24 protein-coding genes and 3 pseudogenes are annotated in these 23707 nt (G+C 69.7%); 16 read left to right on the forward strand and 11 right to left on the reverse strand.

Annotated features, from left to right (window positions below; all coding sequences use genetic code 11):
• Positions 1–21 precede the first annotated feature (21 nt).
• From ACZ6D7_RS37295 to ACZ6D7_RS37315, 5 genes are read right to left on the reverse strand one after another with little or no spacing between them, the layout of a single operon-like run.
• Entirely contained in the window at positions 22–798 is a 777-nt protein-coding gene (locus tag ACZ6D7_RS37295) for an IclR family transcriptional regulator (RefSeq protein ID WP_289937530.1), read from the reverse strand.
• A 29-nt stretch (positions 799–827) separates the two neighbouring features.
• Positions 828–1661 (reverse strand): ABC transporter ATP-binding protein, encoded by an 834-nt coding sequence (locus ACZ6D7_RS37300; RefSeq protein WP_469500656.1) that lies wholly within the window; start codon positions 1659–1661, stop codon positions 828–830.
• Positions 1662–1674: 13 nt separating this feature from the next.
• On the reverse strand, positions 1675–2457 hold the full coding sequence (locus tag ACZ6D7_RS37305; RefSeq protein WP_466291688.1) for an ABC transporter permease: 783 nt from the start codon (positions 2455–2457) through the stop codon (positions 1675–1677).
• Complete coding sequence (locus ACZ6D7_RS37310) at positions 2454–3323, reverse strand: ABC transporter permease (protein WP_469500658.1); 870 nt, start codon at positions 3321–3323, stop codon at positions 2454–2456. The genes ACZ6D7_RS37305 and ACZ6D7_RS37310 overlap by 4 nt, the downstream gene beginning before the upstream one ends.
• Complete coding sequence (locus ACZ6D7_RS37315) at positions 3320–4294, reverse strand: ABC transporter substrate-binding protein (protein WP_469500660.1); 975 nt, start codon at positions 4292–4294, stop codon at positions 3320–3322. The genes ACZ6D7_RS37310 and ACZ6D7_RS37315 overlap by 4 nt, the downstream gene beginning before the upstream one ends.
• Before the next feature lie 488 nt (positions 4295–4782).
• Between ACZ6D7_RS37315 and ACZ6D7_RS37320 the strand changes: the two are divergent.
• Positions 4783–5058 (forward strand): annotated as a pseudogene (locus tag ACZ6D7_RS37320) (VOC family protein); the annotation flags it as partial.
• Positions 5059–5746: 688 nt separating this feature from the next.
• Here the strand turns inward: ACZ6D7_RS37320 and ACZ6D7_RS37325 are convergent.
• Entirely contained in the window at positions 5747–6433 is a 687-nt protein-coding gene (locus ACZ6D7_RS37325) for a TetR/AcrR family transcriptional regulator (protein ID WP_469500662.1), read from the reverse strand.
• A 170-nt stretch (positions 6434–6603) separates the two neighbouring features.
• Between ACZ6D7_RS37325 and ACZ6D7_RS37330 the strand changes: the two genes are divergently transcribed.
• The 9 genes from ACZ6D7_RS37330 to ACZ6D7_RS37370 all read left to right on the forward strand — a co-directional run bounded on the left by ACZ6D7_RS37330 (position 6604) and on the right by ACZ6D7_RS37370 (position 14618).
• Positions 6604–7809: a cytochrome P450 gene (locus tag ACZ6D7_RS37330; protein ID WP_469500664.1), complete on the forward strand. Its 1206-nt coding sequence runs from the start codon at positions 6604–6606 to the stop codon at positions 7807–7809.
• A 50-nt stretch (positions 7810–7859) separates the two neighbouring features.
• Positions 7860–8057, forward strand: coding sequence for a ferredoxin (locus ACZ6D7_RS37335; RefSeq protein ID WP_469500665.1), 198 nt, complete (start codon positions 7860–7862; stop codon positions 8055–8057).
• Positions 8054–9277, forward strand: coding sequence for an NAD(P)/FAD-dependent oxidoreductase (locus tag ACZ6D7_RS37340; RefSeq protein WP_469500667.1), 1224 nt, complete (start codon positions 8054–8056; stop codon positions 9275–9277). Before ACZ6D7_RS37335 ends, ACZ6D7_RS37340 begins: the two co-directional genes overlap by 4 nt.
• Positions 9274–10179, forward strand: a complete 906-nt coding sequence (locus tag ACZ6D7_RS37345) for an SDR family NAD(P)-dependent oxidoreductase (RefSeq protein WP_469500668.1) — start codon at positions 9274–9276, stop codon at positions 10177–10179. Before ACZ6D7_RS37340 ends, ACZ6D7_RS37345 begins: the two co-directional genes overlap by 4 nt.
• Positions 10180–10249: 70 nt before the next feature.
• A complete protein-coding gene (locus ACZ6D7_RS37350) occupies positions 10250–11227 on the forward strand; it encodes a quinone oxidoreductase family protein (RefSeq protein ID WP_469500670.1) in 978 nt (325 codons plus the stop codon).
• A gap of 87 nt (positions 11228–11314) precedes the next feature.
• Positions 11315–11782 carry an SRPBCC family protein gene (locus ACZ6D7_RS37355; protein WP_469500672.1) on the forward strand — a complete coding sequence of 156 codons (468 nt, stop codon included), beginning with the start codon at positions 11315–11317 and terminating at the stop codon, positions 11780–11782.
• Positions 11783–11949: 167 nt separating this feature from the next.
• The gene (locus tag ACZ6D7_RS37360) at positions 11950–12084 is read left to right on the forward strand and encodes a hypothetical protein (RefSeq protein ID WP_469500673.1); all 135 of its coding nucleotides are present in this window, start codon (positions 11950–11952) and stop codon (positions 12082–12084) included.
• 464 nt (positions 12085–12548) lie between these two features.
• Complete coding sequence (locus tag ACZ6D7_RS37365) at positions 12549–13178, forward strand: TetR/AcrR family transcriptional regulator (protein ID WP_469500675.1); 630 nt, start codon at positions 12549–12551, stop codon at positions 13176–13178.
• A gap of 279 nt (positions 13179–13457) precedes the next feature.
• The gene (locus ACZ6D7_RS37370; protein ID WP_469500677.1) at positions 13458–14618 is read left to right on the forward strand and encodes a serine hydrolase domain-containing protein; all 1161 of its coding nucleotides are present in this window, start codon (positions 13458–13460) and stop codon (positions 14616–14618) included.
• Positions 14619–14641: 23 nt separating this feature from the next.
• Here ACZ6D7_RS37370 and ACZ6D7_RS37375 read toward each other — a convergent pair.
• Positions 14642–14764 (reverse strand): annotated as a pseudogene (locus tag ACZ6D7_RS37375) (IS110 family transposase); the annotation flags it as partial.
• A gap of 240 nt (positions 14765–15004) precedes the next feature.
• Here ACZ6D7_RS37375 and ACZ6D7_RS37380 point away from each other — a divergent pair.
• Both ACZ6D7_RS37380 and ACZ6D7_RS37385 read left to right on the forward strand, forming a co-directional pair.
• Positions 15005–15211 (forward strand): annotated as a pseudogene (locus ACZ6D7_RS37380) (carotenoid oxygenase family protein); the annotation flags it as partial.
• A 59-nt stretch (positions 15212–15270) separates the two neighbouring features.
• Positions 15271–15723: a carotenoid oxygenase family protein gene (locus ACZ6D7_RS37385; protein WP_469500679.1), complete on the forward strand. Its 453-nt coding sequence runs from the start codon at positions 15271–15273 to the stop codon at positions 15721–15723.
• On the opposite strand, the gene ACZ6D7_RS37390 is transcribed toward ACZ6D7_RS37385, so the two are convergent.
• Both ACZ6D7_RS37390 and ACZ6D7_RS37395 read right to left on the reverse strand, forming a co-directional pair.
• Positions 15705–17405 (reverse strand): thiamine pyrophosphate-binding protein, encoded by a 1701-nt coding sequence (locus ACZ6D7_RS37390; protein WP_469500681.1) that lies wholly within the window; start codon positions 17403–17405, stop codon positions 15705–15707. The genes ACZ6D7_RS37385 and ACZ6D7_RS37390 overlap by 19 nt on opposite strands.
• 45 nt (positions 17406–17450) lie before the next feature.
• Complete coding sequence (locus ACZ6D7_RS37395; RefSeq protein WP_469500683.1) at positions 17451–18908, reverse strand: benzaldehyde dehydrogenase; 1458 nt, start codon at positions 18906–18908, stop codon at positions 17451–17453.
• Between the two features lie 160 nt (positions 18909–19068).
• Between ACZ6D7_RS37395 and ACZ6D7_RS37400 the strand changes: the two genes are divergently transcribed.
• Both ACZ6D7_RS37400 and ACZ6D7_RS37405 read left to right on the forward strand, forming a co-directional pair.
• The gene (locus tag ACZ6D7_RS37400; protein WP_469500685.1) at positions 19069–19539 is read left to right on the forward strand and encodes a VOC family protein; all 471 of its coding nucleotides are present in this window, start codon (positions 19069–19071) and stop codon (positions 19537–19539) included.
• Positions 19536–20300, forward strand: coding sequence for a glucose 1-dehydrogenase (locus ACZ6D7_RS37405; protein ID WP_469500686.1), 765 nt, complete (start codon positions 19536–19538; stop codon positions 20298–20300). The genes ACZ6D7_RS37400 and ACZ6D7_RS37405 overlap by 4 nt, the downstream gene beginning before the upstream one ends.
• 346 nt (positions 20301–20646) lie before the next feature.
• Here ACZ6D7_RS37405 and ACZ6D7_RS37410 read toward each other — a convergent pair whose 3' ends face one another.
• The gene (locus ACZ6D7_RS37410; protein WP_469500688.1) at positions 20647–21495 is read right to left on the reverse strand and encodes an SDR family NAD(P)-dependent oxidoreductase; all 849 of its coding nucleotides are present in this window, start codon (positions 21493–21495) and stop codon (positions 20647–20649) included.
• A gap of 148 nt (positions 21496–21643) precedes the next feature.
• Between ACZ6D7_RS37410 and ACZ6D7_RS37415 the strand changes: the two genes are divergently transcribed.
• Positions 21644–22333 carry a TetR/AcrR family transcriptional regulator gene (locus tag ACZ6D7_RS37415; RefSeq protein WP_469500689.1) on the forward strand — a complete coding sequence of 230 codons (690 nt, stop codon included), beginning with the start codon at positions 21644–21646 and terminating at the stop codon, positions 22331–22333.
• Positions 22334–22491: 158 nt separating this feature from the next.
• Here ACZ6D7_RS37415 and ACZ6D7_RS37420 read toward each other — a convergent pair whose 3' ends face one another.
• Positions 22492–23082: a TetR/AcrR family transcriptional regulator gene (locus ACZ6D7_RS37420; protein WP_469500691.1), complete on the reverse strand. Its 591-nt coding sequence runs from the start codon at positions 23080–23082 to the stop codon at positions 22492–22494.
• Positions 23083–23187: 105 nt separating this feature from the next.
• On the opposite strand from ACZ6D7_RS37420, the gene ACZ6D7_RS37425 reads away from it, so the two are divergent.
• On the forward strand, positions 23188–23508 hold the full coding sequence (locus tag ACZ6D7_RS37425) for a hypothetical protein (RefSeq protein ID WP_469500693.1): 321 nt from the start codon (positions 23188–23190) through the stop codon (positions 23506–23508).
• Positions 23509–23707: the final 199 nt, after the last annotated feature.

The raw sequence follows: 23707 nt of genomic DNA on the forward strand, positions 1-23707 counted from the left end.
GGGGCACGGCATCAGGACCGGCTAGCCGGGGACCTTCAGCTCGGCCTCGATGTCGGCGGCGGTGGCCAGGAGCGGCGGCAGCAGATCGTGGCGTATCGAGTCCGGCGTTCGCCGGCTGACGTGGGTGGAGAGGTTGATGCCTGCCACCACCCGTCGTGCTTCGTTCCGGATGGGTACGCCGATCGATATCAGGCCCTGTTCCAGTTCCTGGTCCACCAGACACCAGCCCTGTGCCCGCACGTGTTCCAGTTCGGCGGCGAGTGCCTCCCTTGAGGTGATGGTGCGGGGGGTGAGCGGCTTGAGGGAGGCGGTGTCCAGGTAGTGCCGCAGCCGGGGCTCGTCGAGGTGGGCGAGCAGGACCCGGCCGAGGGAGGTGGCATGGGCGGGGAAGCGGGTCCCGATGCTGATGGAGACCGTCATGATCCGCCGGGTGGGTACCCGGCTGACGTACACCACGTCTTCGTCGTCGAGCACCGCCACCGACGAGGACTCGTGGACCTCGGCGACCAGTTGCTCCAGGTGGGGCTGGGCGATCTCCGCCAGGGACATGCTGGACAGGTAGGCGTAGCCCAGTTCCAGGACCCGGGGCGTGAGGCGGAAGTGGCGGCCGTCGGTGGCCACGTACCCCAGGTCGGCGAAGGTGAGCAGGAAGCGCCGTGCGGTGGCACGGCTCATGCCGGTGATCCTGGCGACCTCCGAGAGGGTCATTTCGGGTGTGTCGGCGGTGAACGCACGGATGACGGCCAGCCCTCGTTCGAGGGACTGCACGAAGTACCGCCCGGGTTCGTTGTCGTCCATGTGCTACGGCCCTTGTGTCGGACGGTGTGTCAGGACTCGGACTTGTGCAGGGCGAGCTCGTCGCTGCGGTCGGCCACTGCTGCATGCGTGTCGCCGTTGTGGTGCTTGGCGCGCTGGATCTGCTCGTAGACGTGGGCGCGCAGTTCGGCGAAGCGGGTGCTGGAGCGGGTGTGCAACTGGTCGCGCTCGTCGGGGAGATCGATCGTCAGATCCTCCAGCACCACGGTCGGTGAGGTGGACAGGATGATGGTGCGCTGGCCGAGATAGACGGCTTCGTCGATGTCGTGGGTGACGAACAGGACGGTGACGCCCAGTTCGCGCCACAACCGCCGGATGAGGTCCTCCAACTCGGCGCGGGTCTGCGCGTCGACGGCGGCGAACGGCTCGTCCATGAGCAGCACCTTCGGCTCGAAGGCCACGGCGCGGGCGATGGCGACGCGCTGCTGCATTCCGCCGGACAACTGCCACGGGTAGGCCTGGTGGGCGTCGGCGAGCCCGACCACCTCCAGCGCGTGGTCGACCAGTTCCTTCTCGCGGGCCTTGCCGAGCTTCTTGCGGCGCAGCGGCAGGGCGACGTTGTCGCGTACGTTCATCCAGGCGAACAGGGAGCGGCCGTATTCCTGGAAGACGACCGCCATGCCGGGCGGGGGGCCGTCGACCGGGCGGCCGTCCAGGCGTACTTCGCCGCTGGTCGGGGTGAGCAGTCCCGACATGCACTTCAGCAGCGTGGTCTTGCCGCACCCGGAGGGGCCGACCAGGCACACGAGTTCGCCGGCGCCGATGTGAAACGTCAGGTTCCGCAGTGCTTCGACGTTGCGGTTCCGTCCGGTGTAGATCTTCTGCAGGTTGCGTACGTCGAGCATCGACGTCTCCTTCTCAGGTGTTGCGCTGTGCCCGGCGCAGGCCGTGGTACCAGGCCAGAACCCGGTTCTCGACGAGGCGGAAGAGCAGGGAGAGGGCGAATCCGAGCAGGCCGAGCAGCAGGACACCGCTCCACATCTCGGGGATGGCGAAGGACCGCTGGAACTGCACGATGGTGAAGCCGAGCCCGTTGCTGGCGGCGAACATCTCGCTGATGACCATGAGAATGATCGCGATGGACAGGGCCTGCCGCATGCCGGTGACGATCTGCGGGCTGGCCGAGCGCAGCACCAGGTGCCACAGCCGGGAGCGGCCGGTGATGCCGTAGGAACGGCAGGTGTCGCTGAGCACCTCGTCGACGGCGCGGACGCCCTCCACGGTGTTGAGCAGGATCGGCCACATGCAGCCGCTGACGATGACAATGACCTTCATGGTGTCGCCGATGCCCGCGAACAGCATGATGACGGGTACGAGCACCGGGGGCGGGATGGCCCGGAAGAGTTCCAGGACCGGCTCCAGGACGTCCCGCACGCCACGGTGCATGCCGACCACCAGGCCGAGTCCGACACCGACGGCGACGGCGAGGAGATAGCCGGCGAGCAGGCGGACCAGGCTGGGTACGACGTCCGACAGCAGTCGTTCGCCCGTCCACACCTCCCCGAACTTGCCCAGGATGGTGGACAGCGGCGGGAAGTAGAAGTCGGTACTGCCCGCGGTGGCGAACCACCACACGGCGAACAGGACCGCGGGCAGGCCCAGGACCAGCCCGGTCCGCCGGGCTAGTGTGAGGACGGTCATCGCTGTCCCTCCCTGCGCATCGATTGGTGCCAGTGCAGTGCCCGCCGCTCGACCGCCCGGGCCACCAGGTTGACCGCGACCCCGAGGAGTCCGGTGACCAGGACCAGGGCATAGACCCGCGGTACGGCGCCGGAGGTCTGCGCGACCGCGAGCTGGTTACCCAGGCCGGGCGAGCCGATGACGAGCTCGGCGGTGATCGTCAGGACCAGTGCCACGGTCGCGGCCAGCCGCACGCCGGTCATCACGTACGGCAGCGCGGTGGGCCACAGGACGTACCGCACCCGCCCCCAACCGCCCATCTGGTAGCTGCGGGCAGTGTCCTCGGCGACCGGGTCGACGTCCTGCATGCCTGCCAGGACCTGGACGAGCACCTGCCAGAAGGAGGCGTACACGACCAGCAGTAGCTTCGACTCCAGGTCGGTGCCGTAGAGCAGCACCGCCACCGGGATCAGCGCCACCGACGGGATGGGGCGCAGGAACTCGATGGTGGAGGCGGTCACGGCCCGCAGCACCGGCACCGATCCGATCACCAACCCGGCCACCACCCCGGCCACCACCGCGATGGCCAGACCCAGGCCCCAACCGGTGAGGGTGTCACCGAGCGCGGTCCAGAAGGCGTCTTCGCCGAGCAGCTGCCACAGGGCCCGGCCCATCTCGGAGGCGGGCGGAAGGTAGTCGGCGGAGACCACACCGATGTGCGGCAGCACCTCGAGCAACACCACCAGCCCGGCCAGCCCGGCCAGGCCGCGCAACGGGGTGCGCGCTCTGTCCAGAGTGCGCCGCACGCGGCCACCGCCCACCCCGCCGGGACCTGTCGCGGTCCCGGCGGGCTTCGTCAGCACAGGAGTGCTCCCGGACGCGCTCATGAGAACAGGGCATCCAGGTCGGGCTTCTTACCGCCGAAGATGCCGTCCTGCTCGCCGAGCGAGGCCAGCTTCTCCAGGGAGGCCATGTCGTACTCGGCCGGCCAGGTCGGCAGCGTCAGCTTCTTCAGCACCTCGCCGTCGATCTTGGTGTAGGTCGTGACGATCTGACGTGCCTCGTCCGGGTGCTCGGAGGCGTACTTCAGCGACTCGGTCACGGCCTCGGTGAACTTCTTCACCAGGTCGGGGTTCTCCTGGGCCAGCTTGGTGGAGGCGAAGTACGTCGCGATGGTGAGGTTCGGGTCGGTCTCGGCGAACGGCGACGCCACGACGCGGGCGCCCTGGCCCCTGGCGATGGTCAGCGCGGGCTCGCCCACCCACGCGGCGTCCACCTGCCCGCCGTCCAGCGCGGCCGGCATCTGGTCGAACGGCATCTCGACGAACTTGACCTTCGAGGGGTCGCCGCCGTCCTTGCGCACCACCTCACGGACCGTGGTGTCCCCGATGTTCTGCAGGGTGTTGACCGCCACCGTCTTGCCGGCAAGTTCCTTGGCCGACTTGATGGGGCTGTCCTCCTTGACGGCCACCCCGCTGATGTCCTTTCCGGCGTCACCGGTGGAGGCGGTCCCGTTGACCACGGACTTGATCGGCACACCCTTGGTCTGGGCGATCATCAGCGACGTGGTGTTGCTGAACCCGAACTGGAACTGGCCGCTCACCACGCCGGGGATGATCGCGGCGCCGCCCTGGGCGGTCTCCATTTTCAGGTCGATGCCGCGGCTGCTGAAGAACCCCTTCTTCTGCCCCAGATACAGGGGTGCCACATCGACGATCGGGATAATCCCCACCTTGACCTGGGTGGTCTTGTCCCCGTCCGAGGAGGACGAACCACCGGCCCCGGAAGAAGATCCGCATCCGGCCGCGGCTGCGACCGTCACTACCGCTATGGCAAGCCCGAGAACGCGCCTTTGCATGGGGCCTCCTGACAGGAACGAGTGTGTGCGCATTGTGAACATTTATCCGCGTGCCGAACAAACGCAAGCGGAGAGTATGTCCCTGCCCGAATCGCGTCAATAGGTCGAGCAGAGGCTCGTCCCGGAACCGCGCCCTGCCGCCTTCTCCAGATCCAGACATGTTCCGACGGGTGCACCCCGGCAGCAGCAAGCCTGAGGCGCGGACGGGTTCAGCGAAGACCCAGGAGTCGTGCTGCACGCCGCGGTCGACCACCTTGGTCACCCGCTCGTGGGGGTCCTCGCCCCGGTAGGCCGGGTACTTGTCGGCGTGGTCCGTGCCCGCGCCGAGGACGATCGTCACGGCGGCGGAGTTGTCGACCCGCACCTTGGTGTTCGTGCCCCCCGACCGAGCCGCAGACCGTCGACGGCACGTGGGGCGAGACATACCCCTACCCGGTCCCCTGCTCGTAGACGTGGGCGCGCAGTTCGGCGAAGCGGGTGCTGGAGCGGACGGCCAGCGCGACCGCGGCCCGACGATGGCGTTCATCCGCTGCGACCTGGGCGGTGTGCCGGCCGACCACCACACCCTCGCGATGCACCTGGGGCCGGGAACGGGGTACGTCCACTCCGCCTACCAGGTCACCGACCTCGACTCCATCGCCGCCGGTGGCGAGTACCTCAAGGAGCGTGGATACAAGCGTAGTTGGGGCATCGGACGGCACATCCAAGGCAGCCAGCTCTTCGACTACTGGCGCGACCCCGACCACTTCATGCTGGAGCACTTCTTATGGGCAGGGTTTGGTGCTGTCCGTTGTCCACCTGAGTATGTCGATGAAGGACAGCAACACCTGTCGGTGAGTGCCTGTCCTACCGAACGGCTCGTTGGCCCGTCATGAGCACGGTGGTCGAGCGGTTGCGGGCGAAGCCCGCGCAGACGTGCGGACGGTGCGGTCACCCCTGGGGCCTCATCAGAAACCCGATCCTGAGCGGGGTGTGCCGCGCTTCCCGCCGACGGCGTGCAAGGTGAAGAGCGGGTGCGCCTGCATCCTGTTCCTCCTGGCCGACGAGGTCTGCGACCTGAAGGTCAGCGGGTGTGAGTAGTTGAGATACTGGAAATCCCGGTGAGGATGATCATGGGCTTAATCGGCGAGTTCTATACGTCTCGAACGTGAGCTGTCCGGAGGCTTCGAGTGATGCGCGGCGGGCTCGGCCCGGGTGCGGGCGTGGTGGTCCTGGTCGTAGTTGGGGTGGCAGCCCTGGCACATGGCGTGGAGGTTGGCGGGGTCGCAGTGCTCCGGCGTGTGGTCGAGGTGCGCGGTGGTCAGGACGACCTTGGAGCCGGTGCCGTACGCGGGCTGTCCGTTGGGGTTGGGGCAGCGGCCGGTGTGGGTGCCGGATCGGTGAACGAACCCCCTGCTCGGGGTGTAGCTCCGGCCGATTCGAGCGGTAGCCGCGCTTCAGCGGCGTCCGGTCTCAACTGCCTCGCTGGCTGTGTGCGGCGTCGAGCGTCGGGGTTGATGGCTGAGGGGCCGGTATGGGCAGCAGCCGGTGCAGCAATGACTGTTCCAGTTCGATCAGGATGTCTTCGCTGCTGGTGTGGTGACCTGGCAGGGTGTGCCAGAGGACCAGTTGGCCGTGCAGGGCGGTCCACAGGTGGATGCCGATGGTCTCCGCTTCCGGTCGACGGGCGGGCGCGATCGCCGCGAGGTAGGTGTCCACGGCGTGGGTCCATGCCTGGAGCACGGTGCCGAGGGGGGTGTCGGCGGAGGGCTGACGCTCGGGTTCGTATTCCAGGCTGAACATCAGCCGGTACCGGCGGGGCTTGTCGATGGCGAATCTGCGGTAGGCGGCGGTGGTGGCTCCTATCCGCTCCCACGGGGCGGCGCCGGCCGTGGCGGCCGCTTCGCCGGCCTCGCCCATCGCTGCGGCCAGCGTCCGGTAGGCGGCGTCGAGCACTGTGGCGACCAGTTCGGTCTTGTCCTTGAAGTGCAGATAGACGCTGGGCGCGGAGATGCCGACCTCGCGGGCCACTCCTCGCAGGGAGAGCGCGTCCTCGCGTCCCGTCTCCTCCAGGATGCGGGTCGCCGCGTCGAGGATCTCCTGCCGTAGCCGTTCCCCCTCGCCCCGCACATTGGGCACCCGTCTGACCTGCTGCTTCATGGCCACCTCCTCGCTGTGTGCACCCTATCTGCCCGCCCGGGCCCCCTACCCGTACGGCCGGCGCCGCAGAGGCGGAAACAGAGGATGCGGCTTCACACCCTTCGACTAACGGTGTTAGTCTACCGAGCAGAACACCTAACACTGTTAGTTGATGGTGGAGGGGAACAGCTATGCCCTCGTCTGCATCCGTCCCCGCGTTCGAACTCGCCCGTCCGAAGGACGCGCCTCTTGATCCTCCGCCCCTGTATGCCGAACTGCGGACGGAGCGCCTGGTCACCCGGGTCTCCCTGTGGGAGGGGCAACTCAGCCCGTGGCTCGTGACCCGCTGGGAGGACGCGCGGGCGGTGCTCGGCAGCCCGGCGTTCAGCTCCGACCCGTCCCGGCCCGGTGCGCCCAACTTCAAGCCGGGCACCCCGCAGCCCCCGCGCGGCTTCTTCCAGGGCCATGACGACCCCGTGCACGCCCTGATGCGGCGCACCCTGACCCGGGAGTTCATGGTCAAACGTATCGACGCGCTGCGTCCGGCCATCGCCCGTCTGACCGACGAGCTCCTCGGTGACCTCACGGGGCGGCCGGGCCCGGCCGATTTCGTGGAGCACTTCGCGCTGCCGTTGCCCTCCCTGGTGATCTGCGAACTGCTGGGCGTGCCGTACGAGGACCACCCCTTTTTCCAGCGGCACTCGAAGGTCTTCGTCGACCTGACCGCCACGGCGGAGGAGACCACCCGTGCGCAGCAGGCACTGGCCACGTATCTGCTGGAACTCGTGCGGACCAAGCGCACGACGCCTGGCGACGACCTGGTCACCCGGCTCGCCGAGCAGGTCGACGCCGGCGTCATCACCGAGCAGGACGCGGCCGACCTGAGCTCCTTCCTGCTGTTCGCCGGGCACGAGACGACGGCGAACATGATCGCGCTGAGCACCATCACCCTGCTGCACCATCCCGAGCAGATCCCGTACGTGCTCGGCGAACAGGACCAGGTGGCAGGCGCGGTCGAGGAGTTGCTGCGCCACATCTCGATCGTGCACGGAGGACTGCGCCGTACGGCCGTGGAGGACGTCACCATCGGCGGCGTCACCATCCGCGCCGGCGAGGGTGTGATCATCCCGCTCGGAGTCGCCAACCGCGACCCGGAGATCTTCGCCGCCCCCGACGACCTCGACCTGCAACGCGCTGACGCCCGCCGACACCTGGCCTTCGGCTACGGCATCCACCAGTGCCTCGGCCAGCCGCTGGCCCGCGCCGAACTCCAGATAGTCCTGCCGGAACTCTTCCGCCGGCTCCCCGGCCTGAAGGTCGCCGTGCCGATGCAGGACATCGCTTTCAAGCGGGATTCCGTCGTCTACGGCGTCCACGAACTGCCCGTCACCTGGTGACCCGCACCCGCTTACCCACCCCACCGCCCCCCCCACAGGGAAGAACCGTCATGCGTATAGAAGTCGACGTTCCCAAGTGCGTCGCCTCGGGCCAGTGCGTCATGCTCGCCCCCGACGTCTTCGACCAGCGGGACGAGGACGGCATGGTCGTCCTCCTCGACGCCGCCCCGCCCGCCGAACTCCACGACGCCGTCCGTGAATCGGCCACCGTGTGCCCCGCGGCCGCCATCCGCCTGGGAGAGTCATGACCGCGGGCACGGCCGGTGAGCCGGCCGGCGCACCGGGCCGCGTCGTCATCGTCGGCGCCTCCGCGGCCGGTCTCGCCGCCGCCGAAACCCTGCGCCGGTCGGGTCACACCGGCACCATCACGCTCATCGGCGACGAGGCCACGGCTCCCTACGACCGGCCGCCGCTGTCGAAGGAAATCCTCCGCGGCGCCTGGACACCGGACCGGCTGCCCTTGCGTACCGAAGCCGAACTCAACGCCCTCGGCCTGGACGCCAGTTACGGCCGCGAGGCCATCGGAGTGGACCTCGCCGCCCGGACGGTGCTGCTGTCCGACGGCACCGAGGTGGCGTACGACGGACTGGTCGTGGCCACCGGAGTCCGCCCTCGGCAGATGCCCGGCACCCCGGCCCACACCCTGCGCACCCTGGACGACGCCCTCGCCCTCAAGGACCGCCTCGGCCCGGGCCGCAGCCTGGCCGTGGTCGGCGCCGGGTTCCTGGGCGCCGAGGCCGCGGCGGTGGCGGCCGCTTCGGGCACCCGTGTGACCCTCATCGAACCCGCGCCCGTCCCACTGGCTCACGCGGTCGGCGAGGACATCGGCCGCATCCTCGCCCAAGCCCACCTCGCGCACGGCGTGGACCTGCGCACCGGGACAGGGGTCACCGAGGTCGTCTCCGGCGGCGTACGGCTGGCCGACGGCAGCACGATCGAGGCCGAGACGGTGCTGGTGGCCGTCGGCTCCCGGCCCAACACCGAGTGGCTGACCGGCAGCGGCCTCGCCCTCGACGACGGACTGGTCTGCGACGAGTTCTGTGCCGCCGCACCCGGCGTGTACGGCGCGGGCGACGTGGCCCGCTGGCACAACCCGCTCTTCGACACCTCGATGCGCGTCGAGCACCGCACCAACGCCACCGAACAGGGCATGGCCGCCGCCCGCAACCTCCTGGGCGCCCGGCGGCCCTTCGCGCCCGTCCCTTATTTCTGGTCCGACCAGTACGACATGAAGATCCGTGCCTACGGCTACCTGCGCGGTCACGACGAGGTACGGATAGTCGAAGGCAGCCTGGCGGAAAGCAAGTTCACCGCGGTCTACCGCTCCGGCGACCGACTCACCGGTGTCCTGGCCGTCGGCATGCCACCCAGGCGCATCCGTGGCTGGCAGCAGGCCATAGCTGCCCGCGCCCCGTGGCGCGACGCCCTCTCGAAACCCCCGTCCGTCCCCGTAGGAGGGGCGGCATGAGCGGCACCACCGGTCCGGAAGGTTTCGACGCCGCCGGCGCCGACGGGATCCCGAAACAAGAACAGGAGACACACATGACCGAGAAGGTCTGGTTCATCACCGGTTCCTCACGCGGCTTCGGCCGGCTCTGGGCGGAGGCCGCGCTGCAGCGGGGCGACAAGGTCGCCGCGACCGCGCGCGACGAGAGCAGGCTCAAGTCGCTGGCCGCGGCGTACCCCGACTCCTTGCTCGTGCTGCCGCTGGACGTCACCCGGCGCGGCGCCGTGTTCGACGCCGTGGCCGCCGCCCACGACCACTTCGGGCGGCTCGACGTGATCGTCAACAACGCCGGACACGGCCTGCGCGGTGCCGTCGAGGAGGTCCAGGAGGCCGATGTCCGGGAGCTGCTCGACACCAACCTGTTCGGGGCGCTCTGGGTGACGCAGGCGGCGCTTCCCTTCCTGCGCGCGCAGGGAGGTGGCCACGTCCTGTCGGTGTCCAGCCAGGGCGGACTGATGGGCGAGGCGACCCTGGGTCTGTACAACGCCTCCAAGTGGGCGCTGGAAGGGATGATGGAGGCCCTGTCGAAGGAAGTCGCCCACCTCGGCATCAAGGTCACCATCATCGAACCCGGGCCCTACGCCACCGAGTTCGCGTCCCCCGCCTCTCTCAAGGCGTCACCCGAGAACCCCGCCTACGACGAGGCCCGCCAGGCCCTGTACGCGGACTTCGACCCCGCGGCCGTCGGCGACCCCGCCGCCACGCCGCCGGCCGTGCTGGCGGCGGTCGACGCCGCCGAGCCGCCGCTCCGGCTGATTCTGGGCAAGTCGGCCCTGCCCAAGGTCCGCAGCCACTACGACGCGCGCCTGTCCACCTGGGACGCATGGGCCCCCGTCTCCGAGCGCGCCCACGGCAACCCGTAGTTGATCGACCCGGCATTCGCCGCAGGGCGTTGCCCCCTGCCGTCCCACCCCCAAAGAAAGGCCCTGAAGAATGAAGGCAGCTGTCTACCGCCGCAACGGCGGCCCCGAAGTGCTCAGTTACGAGGATGTGCCGGACCCCGTCCCCGGCACCGACGAGGTCCTGATCAGGACGGAGGCCATCAGTATCGAGGGCGGCGACCTGATGTGCCGTCTCCTCGTACCCCCTCCGTCGGACGGGTTCGTCATCGGTTACAGCAGTGCCGGTGAGGTCGTGGCGGTGGGCTCCGCGGTCACGGGCCTGGAGGTCGGCCAGAAGGTCTGCGCTTTCGGGCAGGCCCATGGACTGCCGGCCGGTTCCCATGCCGAACTGCGCGTCGTACGCCCGGAGCACTGCTGGGCGCTGCCGGACGGTTTCGATCCGAAGGCGGCGGCCTTGGTGCCGGTCACCTTCTCGACCGCCTACGAGGCACTGTTCGAGCGCGGCCGTCTCACAAGCGGCGACACCGTCCTGCTGCAAGGGGCGGCCAGCGGGGTCGGGCTGGCGGCGATGCAGCTCGCCAAGAAAGCGGGTGCCCGCGTGATCGGGAGCGCGTCGAACCCGGCGCGGTTCGAGGCGCTGCGTCGTTACGGCCTCGACGAGGGAATCGACTACCGAGGCGAGAACGTCCGTGACCGTGTCCTGGCCCTGACCGGCGGGCGTGGTGTCGATCTGGCCGTCGACTGCGTGGGCGGTTCGCTGCTCCAGCAGCTGATCGAGGCCACCCGTCACGGCGGGCACATCGTCCCGCTGGGCACGGCTTCCCGCGAAGAGAGCACGGTCGACGTCGTGAGCCTGATCCGCAGCAACACGACGCTCCACGGCGTCGGGCTCGCCTCCCTGCTCCATGAGCCCCGGGTCCACGCGTACATGGCGGACCTCATCCGCCGCATCGCGGACGGCGAACTGGAAGCCGTGATCGACCGCGCCTTCCCTCTGGCCGACGCCGCGGCCGCGCACCACCACGCCGAGCAGCGCGGCCGGATCGGCCGGGTCGTGATGGTGCCCTGACGTTCTCGGCGAGCACCAGCCGCACCAACCCGGGCCGGCGACGGCCCGCACCGCAGCAGACGATCAGAAGAGAGAAGGAGAAATACCATGACCTTGCTCATGGAAGTTCGCTACGAAGAAGCCGGCGTGAGCTCGGTGACGGTCGATGTCGTCGTCGAGGCCAGCGCGGAGTTCGCCTGGGATGCCGTGCGCGATGTCTATGCGGTGGACACCCGGCTCATCCCGGGATTCGCGCTCCACGTGGAAAAGGGACCGGACAGCAGGACGGTGACGTTCGCCGATGACATGAAGATCACCGAGCGCATCGTCGAAGTCGACGATGACGCCCGAAAGCTCACCTACCAAGCGACCGAGGGCGGGCCGCTGACACACCACCTGGGGTCACAGACCGTGCGGGAGGACGAGGAGGGAGTCCATCTCGTCTGGACGACCGAGTTCGCGCCCGCGTCGGTCGTCGACTACGCCACCAGCACCATGCGGACCACCGTGGCACTCATGAAGAAGACGATCGAAACGGCGTTCGCCGATCGGCGAGACCCCGCAGCAACAGCGTGACGAGGCTCGGCTCGCGTCGCTGGAGTCCGGGCGGTGGCCGCTCCCGGCGATCGGCGCGCTCACCGGTGTGGCCGGGATAGTGACGGGTGCGGTCGCCCTGTTCGGCCGCTGACGGCACCTGAACCCCCGGACTCTCTCCGCTCCGAGAGTCTGGGGTCCTGCCATGCTTGGGGCACATCTACCTGCTCTTCGGCACGGCCCCCACCAACCAGCCCTCCGCCGCCCGCGCCCGCTGGCTCACCCTGGTCCTCACCGGCCTGACGACCCACACGCGAACCGGAGACACCGGAACTGCCTCATAACCACTGCCTTCCAGCAGGGGCGGCCAGGCAACCGTGTTGTACGGCCGTACGGACAGCCCGGCGCGGCGGTCAGGCCGGACAGCCCTACGTCGGCCCAGGTGCATCAGCCACGGTGGTTCAGGGCGCGAGTGAGGTCGCGGTTCGCGGCCCGGGCGGCATCGAGTTCTGCCTGCCGCTCCTCCAGAGCCTGAGCCGGTTCAATGTTGCGCTGTTCCAGCTGGAGCGGTGAGCAGACGAGAAGAGTGGGTCATCACGGGACTCCTTGGTGCACGTTCGGTCCGGCTGGTTGCCCGGCACGCGAACTCGATGCAAACTGTACTCAATACGTTTTGTATCGCAGGAAAGTGGAGCAGTGCGCGAGTCCGAGGTAGCAGCCCGGTCGGCTCCGTGCACGACTACCTGCACAGCGGCTCGCCTCTCAGTCAGGAGGCAGCCTCGCGGCTGCCGACGGAGAGGATGGCCCGATGAACCACCCGACCAGCCCCCCGCCCGCACGTCCACCCCGCCAGCGCAAGGCGACCCGCGCGCAGCTGATCGCCGCGGCCGCCGACCTGTTCGCCGAGCAAGGCACCACCAACGTCAGCATCGGGGCGATCTGTGAGCGCGCCGGCTTCACCCGCGGCGCGTTCTACTCCAACTTCAAGACCGTCGACGACGTCTTCTTTGCCCTGTACGAACAGCGCAACGCCGAGGCTCAGCAGCGGCTGGAGGCGCTGACCGCAGACGCGCCGTTTTCTGAGCAGGCTCGCTGTTCCCTGGAGTCCGTCGTGGCCACGATATTGCGGGCGCTGCCGATGGATCCGCAGTGGGTGGCGATCCGCACCAGTTTCGCGGGGCAGGCCCAGCACCGGCCAGAGGTCGCGGCCGCACTGCGCGAGCATGCCGAGCAGCTCCGTCGGCATCTCCAGCCGCTGCTGTTGCATGTCCTGGAGCTCACCGGCCGTCGACCGCTGGACTCCGTAGAGGATTTCACCCGGGCCGTCATCACCGCGCACGTCGGCGCGATCACTCAGTCACCACTCCACGACGACCCCGAAGCCGTCCGCGAAGCCGTCGTCCGCGGCATCATTCTCGGCCTGACCACCGAGCAGTGAGCAATGGCACCTCCGCTCAGCTCAGCAGTCCTGGCTGTGGACGTGATGGCGGGCCACGCTGCGCGGGTCGCGGACGACGCACGCGACAGCCTCTCGATCCGATCGTTCACACGGGCCGGGTGCGCTTCAAAACCCGTTCCGCTCCAGCGGCTCAGCCGCCAAGGCGACCGTGCCCGCACGACGCGGGGCCCGTTTAGCACTTTTAGTCCGTATTGGTCGTTTCGTTCTTCTGGGCTCAGTGCTGCTGAGACATTCAAAACACGAAGGGAAAAGCTGAGGATGACAGAGATATCGGGTCAGTGCGACGACCGGTTCGCCGCAGTGAGGAAAGCCTTCGAACAGGCCCTGGATGAGAGCCAGGGCGGGGCATCGGCGGCGGTGTTCCTGGACGGTGAGCCGGTGGTCGATTTGTGGGGCGGCTACGCCGACCGTGCGCAGACCCGGCCCTGGACCCGCGACACCCTGGTCAACGTCTGGTCGGTCACCAAGACCATGACCAATCTCTGCGCGCTTGTGCTTGCCGACCGCGGGGAGCTGGACCTGTACGCACCCGTGGCACGGTACTGGCCGGAGTTCGCCGCCGAGGGAAAGGACGCGGTCGAAATCAGGCATCTGCTGTCCCACACCGCCGGGCTGGCGGGCTGGGACATGCCGCTGGCGACTCCCGACGAGCTGTATGACTGGGACAGGTGCACCGACCTGCTCGCCGCGCAGAAGCCCTGGTGGCAACCGGGCACCGCCTCCGGCTACCACGCCGTGACCCAGGGCTATCTCGTCGGTGAGGTCGTTCGCCGGATCACCGGGCAGAGCGTGGGTCAGTTCTTCGCCGAGCAGGTGGCCACCCCGCTGGCCGCCGACTTCCACATCGGCCTGCCCGCCGAGGCCGACGATCGTGTCTCGAATGTCTTCAACATCGACGGCCTCCCCCTCCCGCCCGAGCGGGAGGAAACGGCTGCCAAGGTGTTCGGGCGCCCCAACGTGCTGGCCGACCCGGAGCCGTTCGCGGCCACGCGCGCCTGGCGGGCTGCGGAGATTCCTGCCGCCAACGGCCAGGGCAATGCGCGCTCGGTGGCCGCCGTGCACTCGGTGATCGCCTGCGGCGGCGAGGCACGCGGTGTGCGAGTGCTGTCCGAGAAGGGCGTCCAGACCCTCTTCGATCAGCAGTCGGACGGCGCCGACCTGCTCCTGGGAAAGCACGTGAAGTGCGGTATGGGCTGGGGGCTGGGCAACGACGATCTGCCCATGGCCGGGCCTCGTACCTGCTACTGGGGCGGCGCTGGGGGCCACATGGTCATCGCGGACTGCGACAACCGCCTGACCGTGGCGTTCACCATGAACCACATGAAGTTGGGCGGCAGTAACGGCAGCATCAACACCGGCGGCGACGAGCGGTTCCACCGCATTGCAGAAGCCGTCTATCAGGGCCTCGGCCGCCCGTAACGCCCGCACCGACCACAGCAAAGCTCGCTGTTGGTCAGCCGTTTGTCGAAGGCCTTCTTCCCGGCCGGGGTGACAGCGGTGGCGTGGTGTTCGCCCTTGCCGACATCCAGGCCGAGGAAGGCGCCGATGTCACTGACGTCGATCACGTGCGTCCTTCGGTCGTCCTCGCCCGGCCGTCCCACGGCACCGATCGCCACATCCACATTACGAAGAGCCTCCCGACCTGCGAAGAAGTCGGTGGTCATGCCCTTAATCAGCGGTCTGTCGATGCCTCCGGAGCCGGTGACACCACCCCCCAAGACATGCGATCGACAGGGGGAGAAAGTCATGCCAACTCCGAAGGCCGGGCGCCCCATTGCGGGGCTACCAAAAAAGGTAATGGGGTGATGCCGAGGGCGGGAACCGCGGCCGACGTGCGGTGGGTTGATGTGGATCCCGTATTGATCTTCCACACGCTGAACGCCTACGACGACGGGGAGCGCGTGGTTCTGGACGTGGTCACCCACCCGAGGATGATGTCCAACGCCACAGGCTCCATCGAAGGCCACGGCACGCCCGCCCTGGACCGGTACACCCTCGACCCGGCCGCGGGGAAGGCCACCGTGCAGCGCCTCGACGACCGGCCGCAGGAGTTCCCCCAGATCAACGACCGGTGGCCTCGCTGCCGTACCGCTACGGCTACACGGCGGCCATCACCGAGTTCATGGAGTCCTTCGCCGGCACCCGCGAACTCGACCAACTCGGTGACGACGCGTTCGCCAACCGGGTCATCAAAGACGACCTGCACCGCGGCACCCAGGAGATCCGCACATTTGGCCGGGGGCAGGCCCTCGGCCAGCCGCTCTTCGTGCCTGCGGCAGGCGGCGTGGCCGAGGACGACGGTCATGTGCTGGCGTTCGCGCACAAACCCGAGCGCTCCGCCACGGACCTGGTCATCCTGTCCGCCCAGGACATCACCGCGGATCCCGTGGCCACCGTTCGCCTGCCGGCCCGGGTCTCGGCTTCCACGGCAGCTGGATCCCCGACGCGGACTGACAAGGAGCCCTGGGGCGGCGCCCGCTTCGGAGGGCCCGAAGCGGGCGCCGCTCAGGCGTCCTGCGGGTAGGTCGTGAAGTAGTGCTCCCTGGTCTGCGCGAGCCGGGTGCGCGCGACGGCGAAGTCCAGGACGGCGGGGCGGCCGGCCGCGTTCTCCGCGAGGGCGCGCTTCAGGGCGTCAGGTACGGCGGCCGGGTCGTCGACGCGTTCGCCGTACGCGCCGCAGGCCTCGGCCAGGCGGGCGAAGTCGGGCTGGAAGGGGAACTCGGTGTCCTGGATGCGGTTGCCGTAGGTGTGTTCCTGGAGGTCCCGGATGGAGCCGAGGGCGTCGTCGTTGAGCACGCACCAGGTGACTGCGAGTCCGTACTGGGCGGCCATCGGCACGATGTTCATGACCATTTGGAAGGAGCCGTCGCCGACGAAGCACAGGGCGGGCCGCCGCGGGTGGACCAGGCGGGCGGCGGGCAGGGCGGCGGCCGCGAACCCCATGCCGTAGAAGCTGGACGGGGTGATGACGGAGCGCGGTTGGTAGACGCGGAAGAAGGGGAACGCGCCGCCGATGTGCTGGGCGAGGGCGCCGACGTCGACGCCGAGGACGGTGTCGCGGGGGAAGACGGAGCGGGCGGTGCGGATGACGCGGGCGGGATGGATCGGGGCCCTGTCGTCGAGTGCCATGCGGTCGACGGCGGCGTCGAGGGCGGTGATGTCCTGGAGGAGGCGCTCCGTGCGGCCGGGGGAGGCGTGTGTGTCCTCGGGCAGGGCGGTGAGCAGTTGCTCCAGGACTCTCTTGATGTCGCCGTTGACGGGGACGTGGGCCGGGATGGCGCGGCCCAGTTCGGCCGGGTCGATGTCGACCTGGATGTAGGTGGCGTCGGGGGACGGGAGGGCGGTGGGCTGCCAGTTGGTCTCCATCTCCTCGAAGCGGGTGCCGAGGCCGAGGACCACGTCCGCCTCGGCGAGCAGCCGTTTGGCGACCGGGTTGCGGTGGGCGCCGAGGCCACCGGCTGCGAGGGGGTGGTCGTCGGGGAGGCTGCCGCGTCCGGCGAGGCTGGTCAGTACGGGGGCCGACAGGCGTTCGGCCAGGGCGCGCAGTTCGTCGAAGGCGCCGGAGGAGGCGACTCCGCCACCCGCGACGAGGAGCGGGCTGTGGGCACCGGCGAGGGCCGCTGCCGCGGCGTCGACGGCCGGTTGGTTGGCGGCGAGCCGGGCGGGCGGGCCGACCGGCAGGTACGGCTTGTCGGGCACGTCGAGGGTCAGCAGGTCACGCGGGATGTCGATCAGGACGGGGCCCGGCCTGCCGCCGCGGGCGCGGGCGAAGCCCTGCCGCAGGACGTCGGTGAGGAGGTCGGCCCGGTCGACCCGGACCGACCACTTGGTGACGGGGGCGAACACCTGATCGGTGGCGACCTCCTGGCTGGCGCCCCGGTGCGCGGTCGCTGTGGCGCCGCGGCCGCCGAGCACGATCATGGGCAGGGCCCCGACGTATGCCTCCGCGACCGCGGTGAGGGTGTTGGTGACGCCCGGTCCGGCGGTGACCAGGACCACGGCGGGCTCGCCGGTGAGCTGGGCGTACGCCGCCGCCATGGCCGCCGCGTGATGCTCATGGCGTACCAGGAAGCTGCTGATGCCGGGCGTGCGGTGGATGGCGTCGTAGAGGGGCAGAACATGGCCGCCAGGCATGCCGAAGACATGGCTGACGCCCTCGGCTCGCAGGGCATTGACGATGGCCTGACCAGCGTTGATCTCGCCCATGGCGGCGCGACTCCTGTTCTGGTGATGCTGGTTGAGGGTGTCCGGTCAGAACGGGTAGGGGGCGATCCGGGGGCGCGCGGTCAGCCACTGGGTCTCGGTGAAGGCCTCGATGTTGGCCTCGGGGCCGCCGAAGCGCGAACCGGTACCGGAGGCGCCGACGCCGCCGAAGGGGGCGTTGGCCTCGTCGGAGACGGTCTGCTCGTTGATGTGGACGATGCCGCTGGGAACCGCGTCCGCGATGGCCATGGCGTCGCCGACGTCTCCGAGGATGCCGAGGGAGAGTCCGTACTCGCTCTCGGACGCGAGAGCGATGGCCTCCTGCGTCGTGGCGAAGGGCACGACGGGCGCCACGGGGCCGAACACCTCGTCCGTCCAGGCGGGCATCGCCGGGGTCACGGCCGCCAGCACGGTCGGGGCGTAGAAGAGGCCCTGGTAGGTGCCGCCGGCGGCGAGCCGGGCGCCGGCGGCCACGGTCCGCCGCACGAGGTCGTCGACGCGCCCGAGCTGCCGGTCGTCGATGAGCGGGCCCAGCGCGACCTCACCGGACGCCGGGTCGCCGACGGGCAGGTGGGCGGCCTTGGCGGACAGGGCTTCCACGTAGGCGTCGTGCAGGCTTTCGTGGACCAGGTGGCGGCCGGTGGACATGCATATCTGGCCCTGGTGCATGAAGGAGCCGAAGGCGCCGGCGGAGGCGGCCAGCGCCAGGTCCGCGCCGGGCAGCACGATGAGGGCGTTGTTCCCGCCGAGTTCCAGGTGCGTGCGCTTGAGATGGCGGGCACCCAGCTCTCCGACCCGGCGGCCCGCCGCCGTGGATCCGGTGAAGGAGACGACGCGGACCTCGGGAGCGGTCACCACGGCCTCGCCCACGTCGGCGCCGCCTGGCAGTAGTTGGAGGAGTCCCTCCGGCAGACCGGCTTCCTGGAAGATCCGTACGAGGGCGACTCCGCCGCACACCGCCGTGCGCGGGTCGGGCTTGAGGAGTACCGCGTTGCCCAGCGCGAGGGCCGGGGCGACGGAACGGATGGACAGGATGACCGGGAAGTTGAAGGGTGCGATGACGCTGACCACGCCCGCCGGGCGGCGCCGGGCGAAGCTCCAGCGTGCCTCGTCGGACGGCAGCACAGTGCCGTGCGGATGGCTGGGCAGCGCGGCGGCCTCGTAGCACTCCTGGGCGGCGATGTGGGTCTCCAGCGCCGCCTTGGAGCGGATGGCGCCGCTCTCGCGGACGATCCAGTCCTGGATCTCCTCGGCGTGCGCCTCCCACAGCGCGCCGGCCCTGCGCAGGACGGCGGCCCGCTCCCCGGGCGGCCGGGCCGCCCACTGTGCCTGCGCGGCCGCCGCTCGGGTGGCGGCCTTGCGCGCGTCCTCCGCGTCGGCCATCCCGATGGCGCCGAGCCGGTCCCCGGTGGCGGGCTCGATGACCGGGGCGGTCCCGCCGGAACCGCCGGACCAGCCGTCGGCAAAGATCTTCGCAGTCCATGTGTCCGCGTCGAGAAGGCTCACGATGCACTCCCTGAAGTGATTAGACTTCACAGTATTGTCGTGTGTTTCAATTTCGCAAGACCTGTGCACGGATGGTCCTTCCACCTGCAGAAGTCTTGTTGTCGACATCGCCAGACTGCTTAGATGTCTTAGATTGTTGACTACTCCACAGGAGGCAGCGATGTGCTCGATGCACCCCACGGCGGCAGCGGCACCCCAGGCCTCGGCCGCAACCACGGCCATCGACCATGTCGGACTGTCGGTCCGTGATCTCGACGCGGCCGTCGTCTTCTACACCAAGGCCCTCGGACTCACCGAGGAGTTCCGCTTCGAGGTCGAGGACCCGCGCATGCGTGCTGTGGTGCTGCGCGGCGCCGACGGCTACGCGGTGGAGCTCATGTCCCGCCCCGATTCGGTCCCCTCGCCCCCCGCGTGCGACCCGAACTCGGCCGTACTGCGCCAGGGTTACGGGCATTTCTGCCTTCGGGTGACCGACTTGGAAGGCCTCTACGACCGAGTGCTCGCCGCGGGCGCCTCGGTGATCGTGCCACCGGGCCCGGCCCCCCACCCCGATGTCCGCTTCGGCTATCTCGCCGATCCTGAAGGCAACCTGATCGAGCTGATCCAGATTCGCGAGGGAGCAACGCTGTGACCGGCGCACCGTTCATGGAGGGGAAGTCCGGACTGGTGACGGGCGGCGCCGGCGGTATCGGCCGGGCCGGCGCGCTCGCCTTCGCACGGGCGGGTGCCGCGGTGGTCGTCAGCGACCTGGAGAGCTGCCGGGACGGCGGGGAGCAGACGGTCGAGCTGATCGGGAAGGAGGGCGGCCGCGCCGTCTTCGTTCCCTGCGACGTCACCCGCGAAGCGGACCAGGAACGGCTGGTCGACGAAACCGTACGGGCTTACGGGCGGCTGGACTTCGCGCTGAACAACGCCGGCGTCGAGCACCAGGCGAGCCTCGTCGACATGGAGGCCGCCGACTTCGACCGGGTCATCGCCGTCAACCTCAAGGGCGTCTGGCTGGGGCTGAAGCACCAGATCCGGCAGATGCTCGCCCAGGGCGGCACCGGCGCGATCGTCAACACATCCTCGCTGGCCGGGCTGGTGTCGCCGCCGCTGCTCGGAGCGTACGTGGCGAGCAAGCACGGTGTGCTCGGCCTCACCAAGACGGCCGCCGTGGAGTATGCGGAGTCCGGAATCCGGGTGAACGCCGTATGTCCTGCCTCCATTCGCACACCGCTGATGGACGCGCTGACGGACGATCAGCTCGACCAGTGGGTCAGCCGCATGGCCATCAAGCGGCTCGGCGAACCGGAGGAGGTCGCGGCGGCGGTGGTGTGGCTCTGCTCGGATCAGGCGAGCTTCGTGACGGGGGTCGGTCTGCCGGTCGACGCGGGGGCGTCGGCGATGTGAACCCTCCGGCGGAGGATGACGTGCCTGTTCTTGAGTTGACTCAGGGGTAGTTGACGAGATCCCGTCCGATCGGAAGATCGGGCGGGATCTTCGCCGCGCCACAACCGCGACCGTGCCCTGCTGGCGTTCTGGGTCTCCAACGGGGCGCGGGCGGAGGAACTTCTGACGTGCCGGCAGCGGGATGCTCTGCCGGGTGAGCAGCTGCTGGGGGTGGTGTGGTAGGGGACGCGGGCGTATCAGCAGGTGCCGTCGTCAGCCGACGCGTTCGTGTGGCCGCGCCTGTATCAGGAGGAGGCGTGGCGGCCTTACCCCACACAAGATCACCAACAGAGTCCCGGTATTGAGTTCAGGCCGCCTCGGGAACCGGGAAGTTGCGGCGCATCAGGGCGTCGAAGGCGGCGTCGGGGAGCAGGCGTTTGGCCAGCATGGTGGCGCGGGCGAGCGCGCCGACCGCGTACCGGGCACGGGGCTTGGCGGTGGTGGCGGCGCGGACGATCACCTTGGTGGCAGCCTCGGCGGGGACGGCGCCGCTGCGGCGGGTGAAGGCGTGGTTGGCGTACATGTCGGCGAGCCTGGCGTGGAAGCCGGCGTACGGGTCGGCGGCGTCCGTGGCGGGGGCCATGGTGCCGACCGCGGTGCCGCTGAACTCGGTGATGGTGGGCCCGGGTTGGACGACGACGACCTCGACGCCGAAGGGTGCGACCTCCAGGCGCAGCGAGTCGCTGATCGCCTCCACGGCGTGCTTGCTGGCGTGGTAGAAGGCGCCGCCGGGAGGGGAGAAGCGGCCGGCCATGGAGGAGAGGTTGACGATCCGGCCGTGCCCGGCGCGGCGCATGCCCGGCAGCACCAGCTGGGCCATCCGGACCAGGCCGAAGACGTTGGTGTCGAACTGGGCGCGGACCTCGGCCGGGGTGGCGGACTCCACGGGCAGGTGCAGCCCGAATCCGGCGTTGTTGATCAGGATGTCGACGCTGCCGTGCTCGGCCTCGACGGCGGCCACCGCGTCCGCCATCGACTGCTCGTCGGTGACGTCGAGCGGCAGGGTGGATATGCCGAGCGCGGCCAGGTCGGCCAGGGTCTCGGGGCGGCGGGCGGTGGCGTACACGCGGTGGCCGAGCCGGTGCAGGGCCAGCGCGGCCTGCCGGCCCATGCCGGAGGAGCAGCCGGTGATCAGGATGGTCCGGGGCGGGGTCATGGGGTGGCCTTTCGGTGCAGGAGGTCCCGGACGGCGGCTTTGGCGCGGTCCAGGTCATCGGTGGGGAGGGAGTCGAGGCCGCCGGGGCGGTCGAGTTTCATCCTAAGCTAAGTTTGCAGCAGACTGCAAGATTGCGGTGGGCTGTAACTTGCAAGCGTTCTGCGAGCAAGGTCTGCGGGAGCGCGGCAAGGCAAGGCGCAGCGAGGCGGTCATCCGGGCGGCCTTCGAGTTGTTCGCCGAGCAGGGCTACGACGCCACGACGGTGGCCGAGATCGCGGAACGGGCCGAGGTCTCGCCGCGCACGGTGGCCATGTACTTCCGTTCCAAGCAGGACATCGCCATGTCCAAGTTCAGCGAGGGCGCGGACCGGCTGGCCGAGGCGATGCTCGAGCGGAGCCCCGATGAGCGTGCGGTGGACGTCCTCGGGCGGTGGCTGCTGGCGGAACACGAGTCGGGCGACGCCGAGATGGTCGAACTGGAACGCCGCATGTTCGTCGCCAACCCCGAGTTGGCGGCGCTGCGGACGGCACGGATGGACGCCGCCGTCCGCGAATCGACCAGAGTCGTCGCCGCGGACCTCGGCGTCGCCCCAGAGAGGGTCGGGCCATCATCATCGAGCCGTACCGCTGCGCACCACACCGCGCGGACACCGCACCGGCCCCGCACCGGGTGCGCCCCGCCGCGCTCCAGCTCACCCGGGCGAACCGACGACCGGCCGCACCACCGGCCGCCGGCAGCGCACCCCGCGTTCCGCCTCGCCTTCGCGATCCCCGCGGCCTTGGCCATCCTCCCGCTGGTGACCGCTCGCGCTTTCGCCCACGGGGTGCACCACTCCTGAAAGTGTGGAGAGCCGGCGTGCGGTGCCAGTGCCGCGGCAGGCAACCTTCGCCCCGTCGCGACGCTTCCCCCGACCCCAAGGGGGGTGGGGAGGCCCAGCCTTCGGCAGGGAGGCGCCCCCTTCGCCGCAACTGGCCGAAAACCCAAGGGCACCCGGCGCTAGCCGGCGTCCCGGGGAAGGGACTCGATGGCCGCCTCGATGAGGCGCAGGGCGACCGCCGTGGCCTGTTCGAGGTCGGACTCCTCGGCGCCCGTGAAGAGCTCGATGATGATGGCGGTCGCCGCGACGGCCACCATCCGGGGGCCGACGGTCTCCGGGGCGACGCCGAGGTCCGCGGCGACGACTCTGGTCGATTCGCGGACGGCGGCGTCCATCCGTGCCGTCCGCAGCGCCGCCAACTCGGGGTTGGCGACGAACATGCGGCGTTCCAGTTCGACCATCTCGGCGTCGCCCGACTCGTGTTCCGCCAGCAGCCACCGCCCGAGGACGTCCACCGCACGCTCATCGGGGCTCCGCTCGAGCATCGCCTCGGCCAGCCGGTCCGCGCCCTCGCTGAACTTGGACATGGCGATGTCCTGCTTGGAACGGAAGTACATGGCCACCGTGCGCGGCGAGACCTCGGCCCGTTCCGCGATCTCGGCCACCGTCGTGGCGTCGTAGCCCTGCTCGGCGAACAACTCGAAGGCCGCCCGGATGACCGCCTCGCTGCGCCTTGCCTTGCCGCGCTCCCGCAGACCTTGCTTCACCATGGCGCCAAGATTACTGCAAAGTTACAGCCCCACGCAATGTTACAGTCCACTGCAAATTTAACTTAGGCTGCAGCCGTTTCGACGGATCGGCGACAGGGAACAGTCATGGCTGGAAAGTTGTACGCACTCGGCCGGTGGGCGGCGCGCCGCCGGCGCTGGGTGGTGGCGGGCTGGCTGCTGCTGCTCGCGGTGGTGGGCGGGCTCCGGATCGCCCTCCACGGGAACCTCTCCACGCAGCTCAGCGTGCCGGGGATCGAGGCGCAGCGGGCCACGGACCTGCTGAAGAAGGAGTTTCCGGAGGCCGCCGGCGCCGACGCGCGTGTGGTGTTCGCCGTGCCGCCCGGTGTGACGCTGCTCGGTGGGAAGGAGCAGGCCGCGATCGCCTCGAGCCTGCACAACGCCGCCTCGGTGCCCGGGGTGCTCTGACGAGGCAAGTGCCGGGCGGGACCCGCGAGTTCGGGCCCCCGGCACTCTTGTGTCCGAACACCTCTGCGTGAGACACGTCGGGGCCGCGGCCTGGTGCCGCGGGCCCGACCCACGTCGGTGCTTTCCGCGCAACGCCCACGCCCTTATCCCCTGCTTTCCGGGCGGGGAGACGGCCTGCGGGTCGAAGCAGTCCTTGGCG

The organism is Streptomyces sp. NPDC041784 (assembly GCF_055591025.1).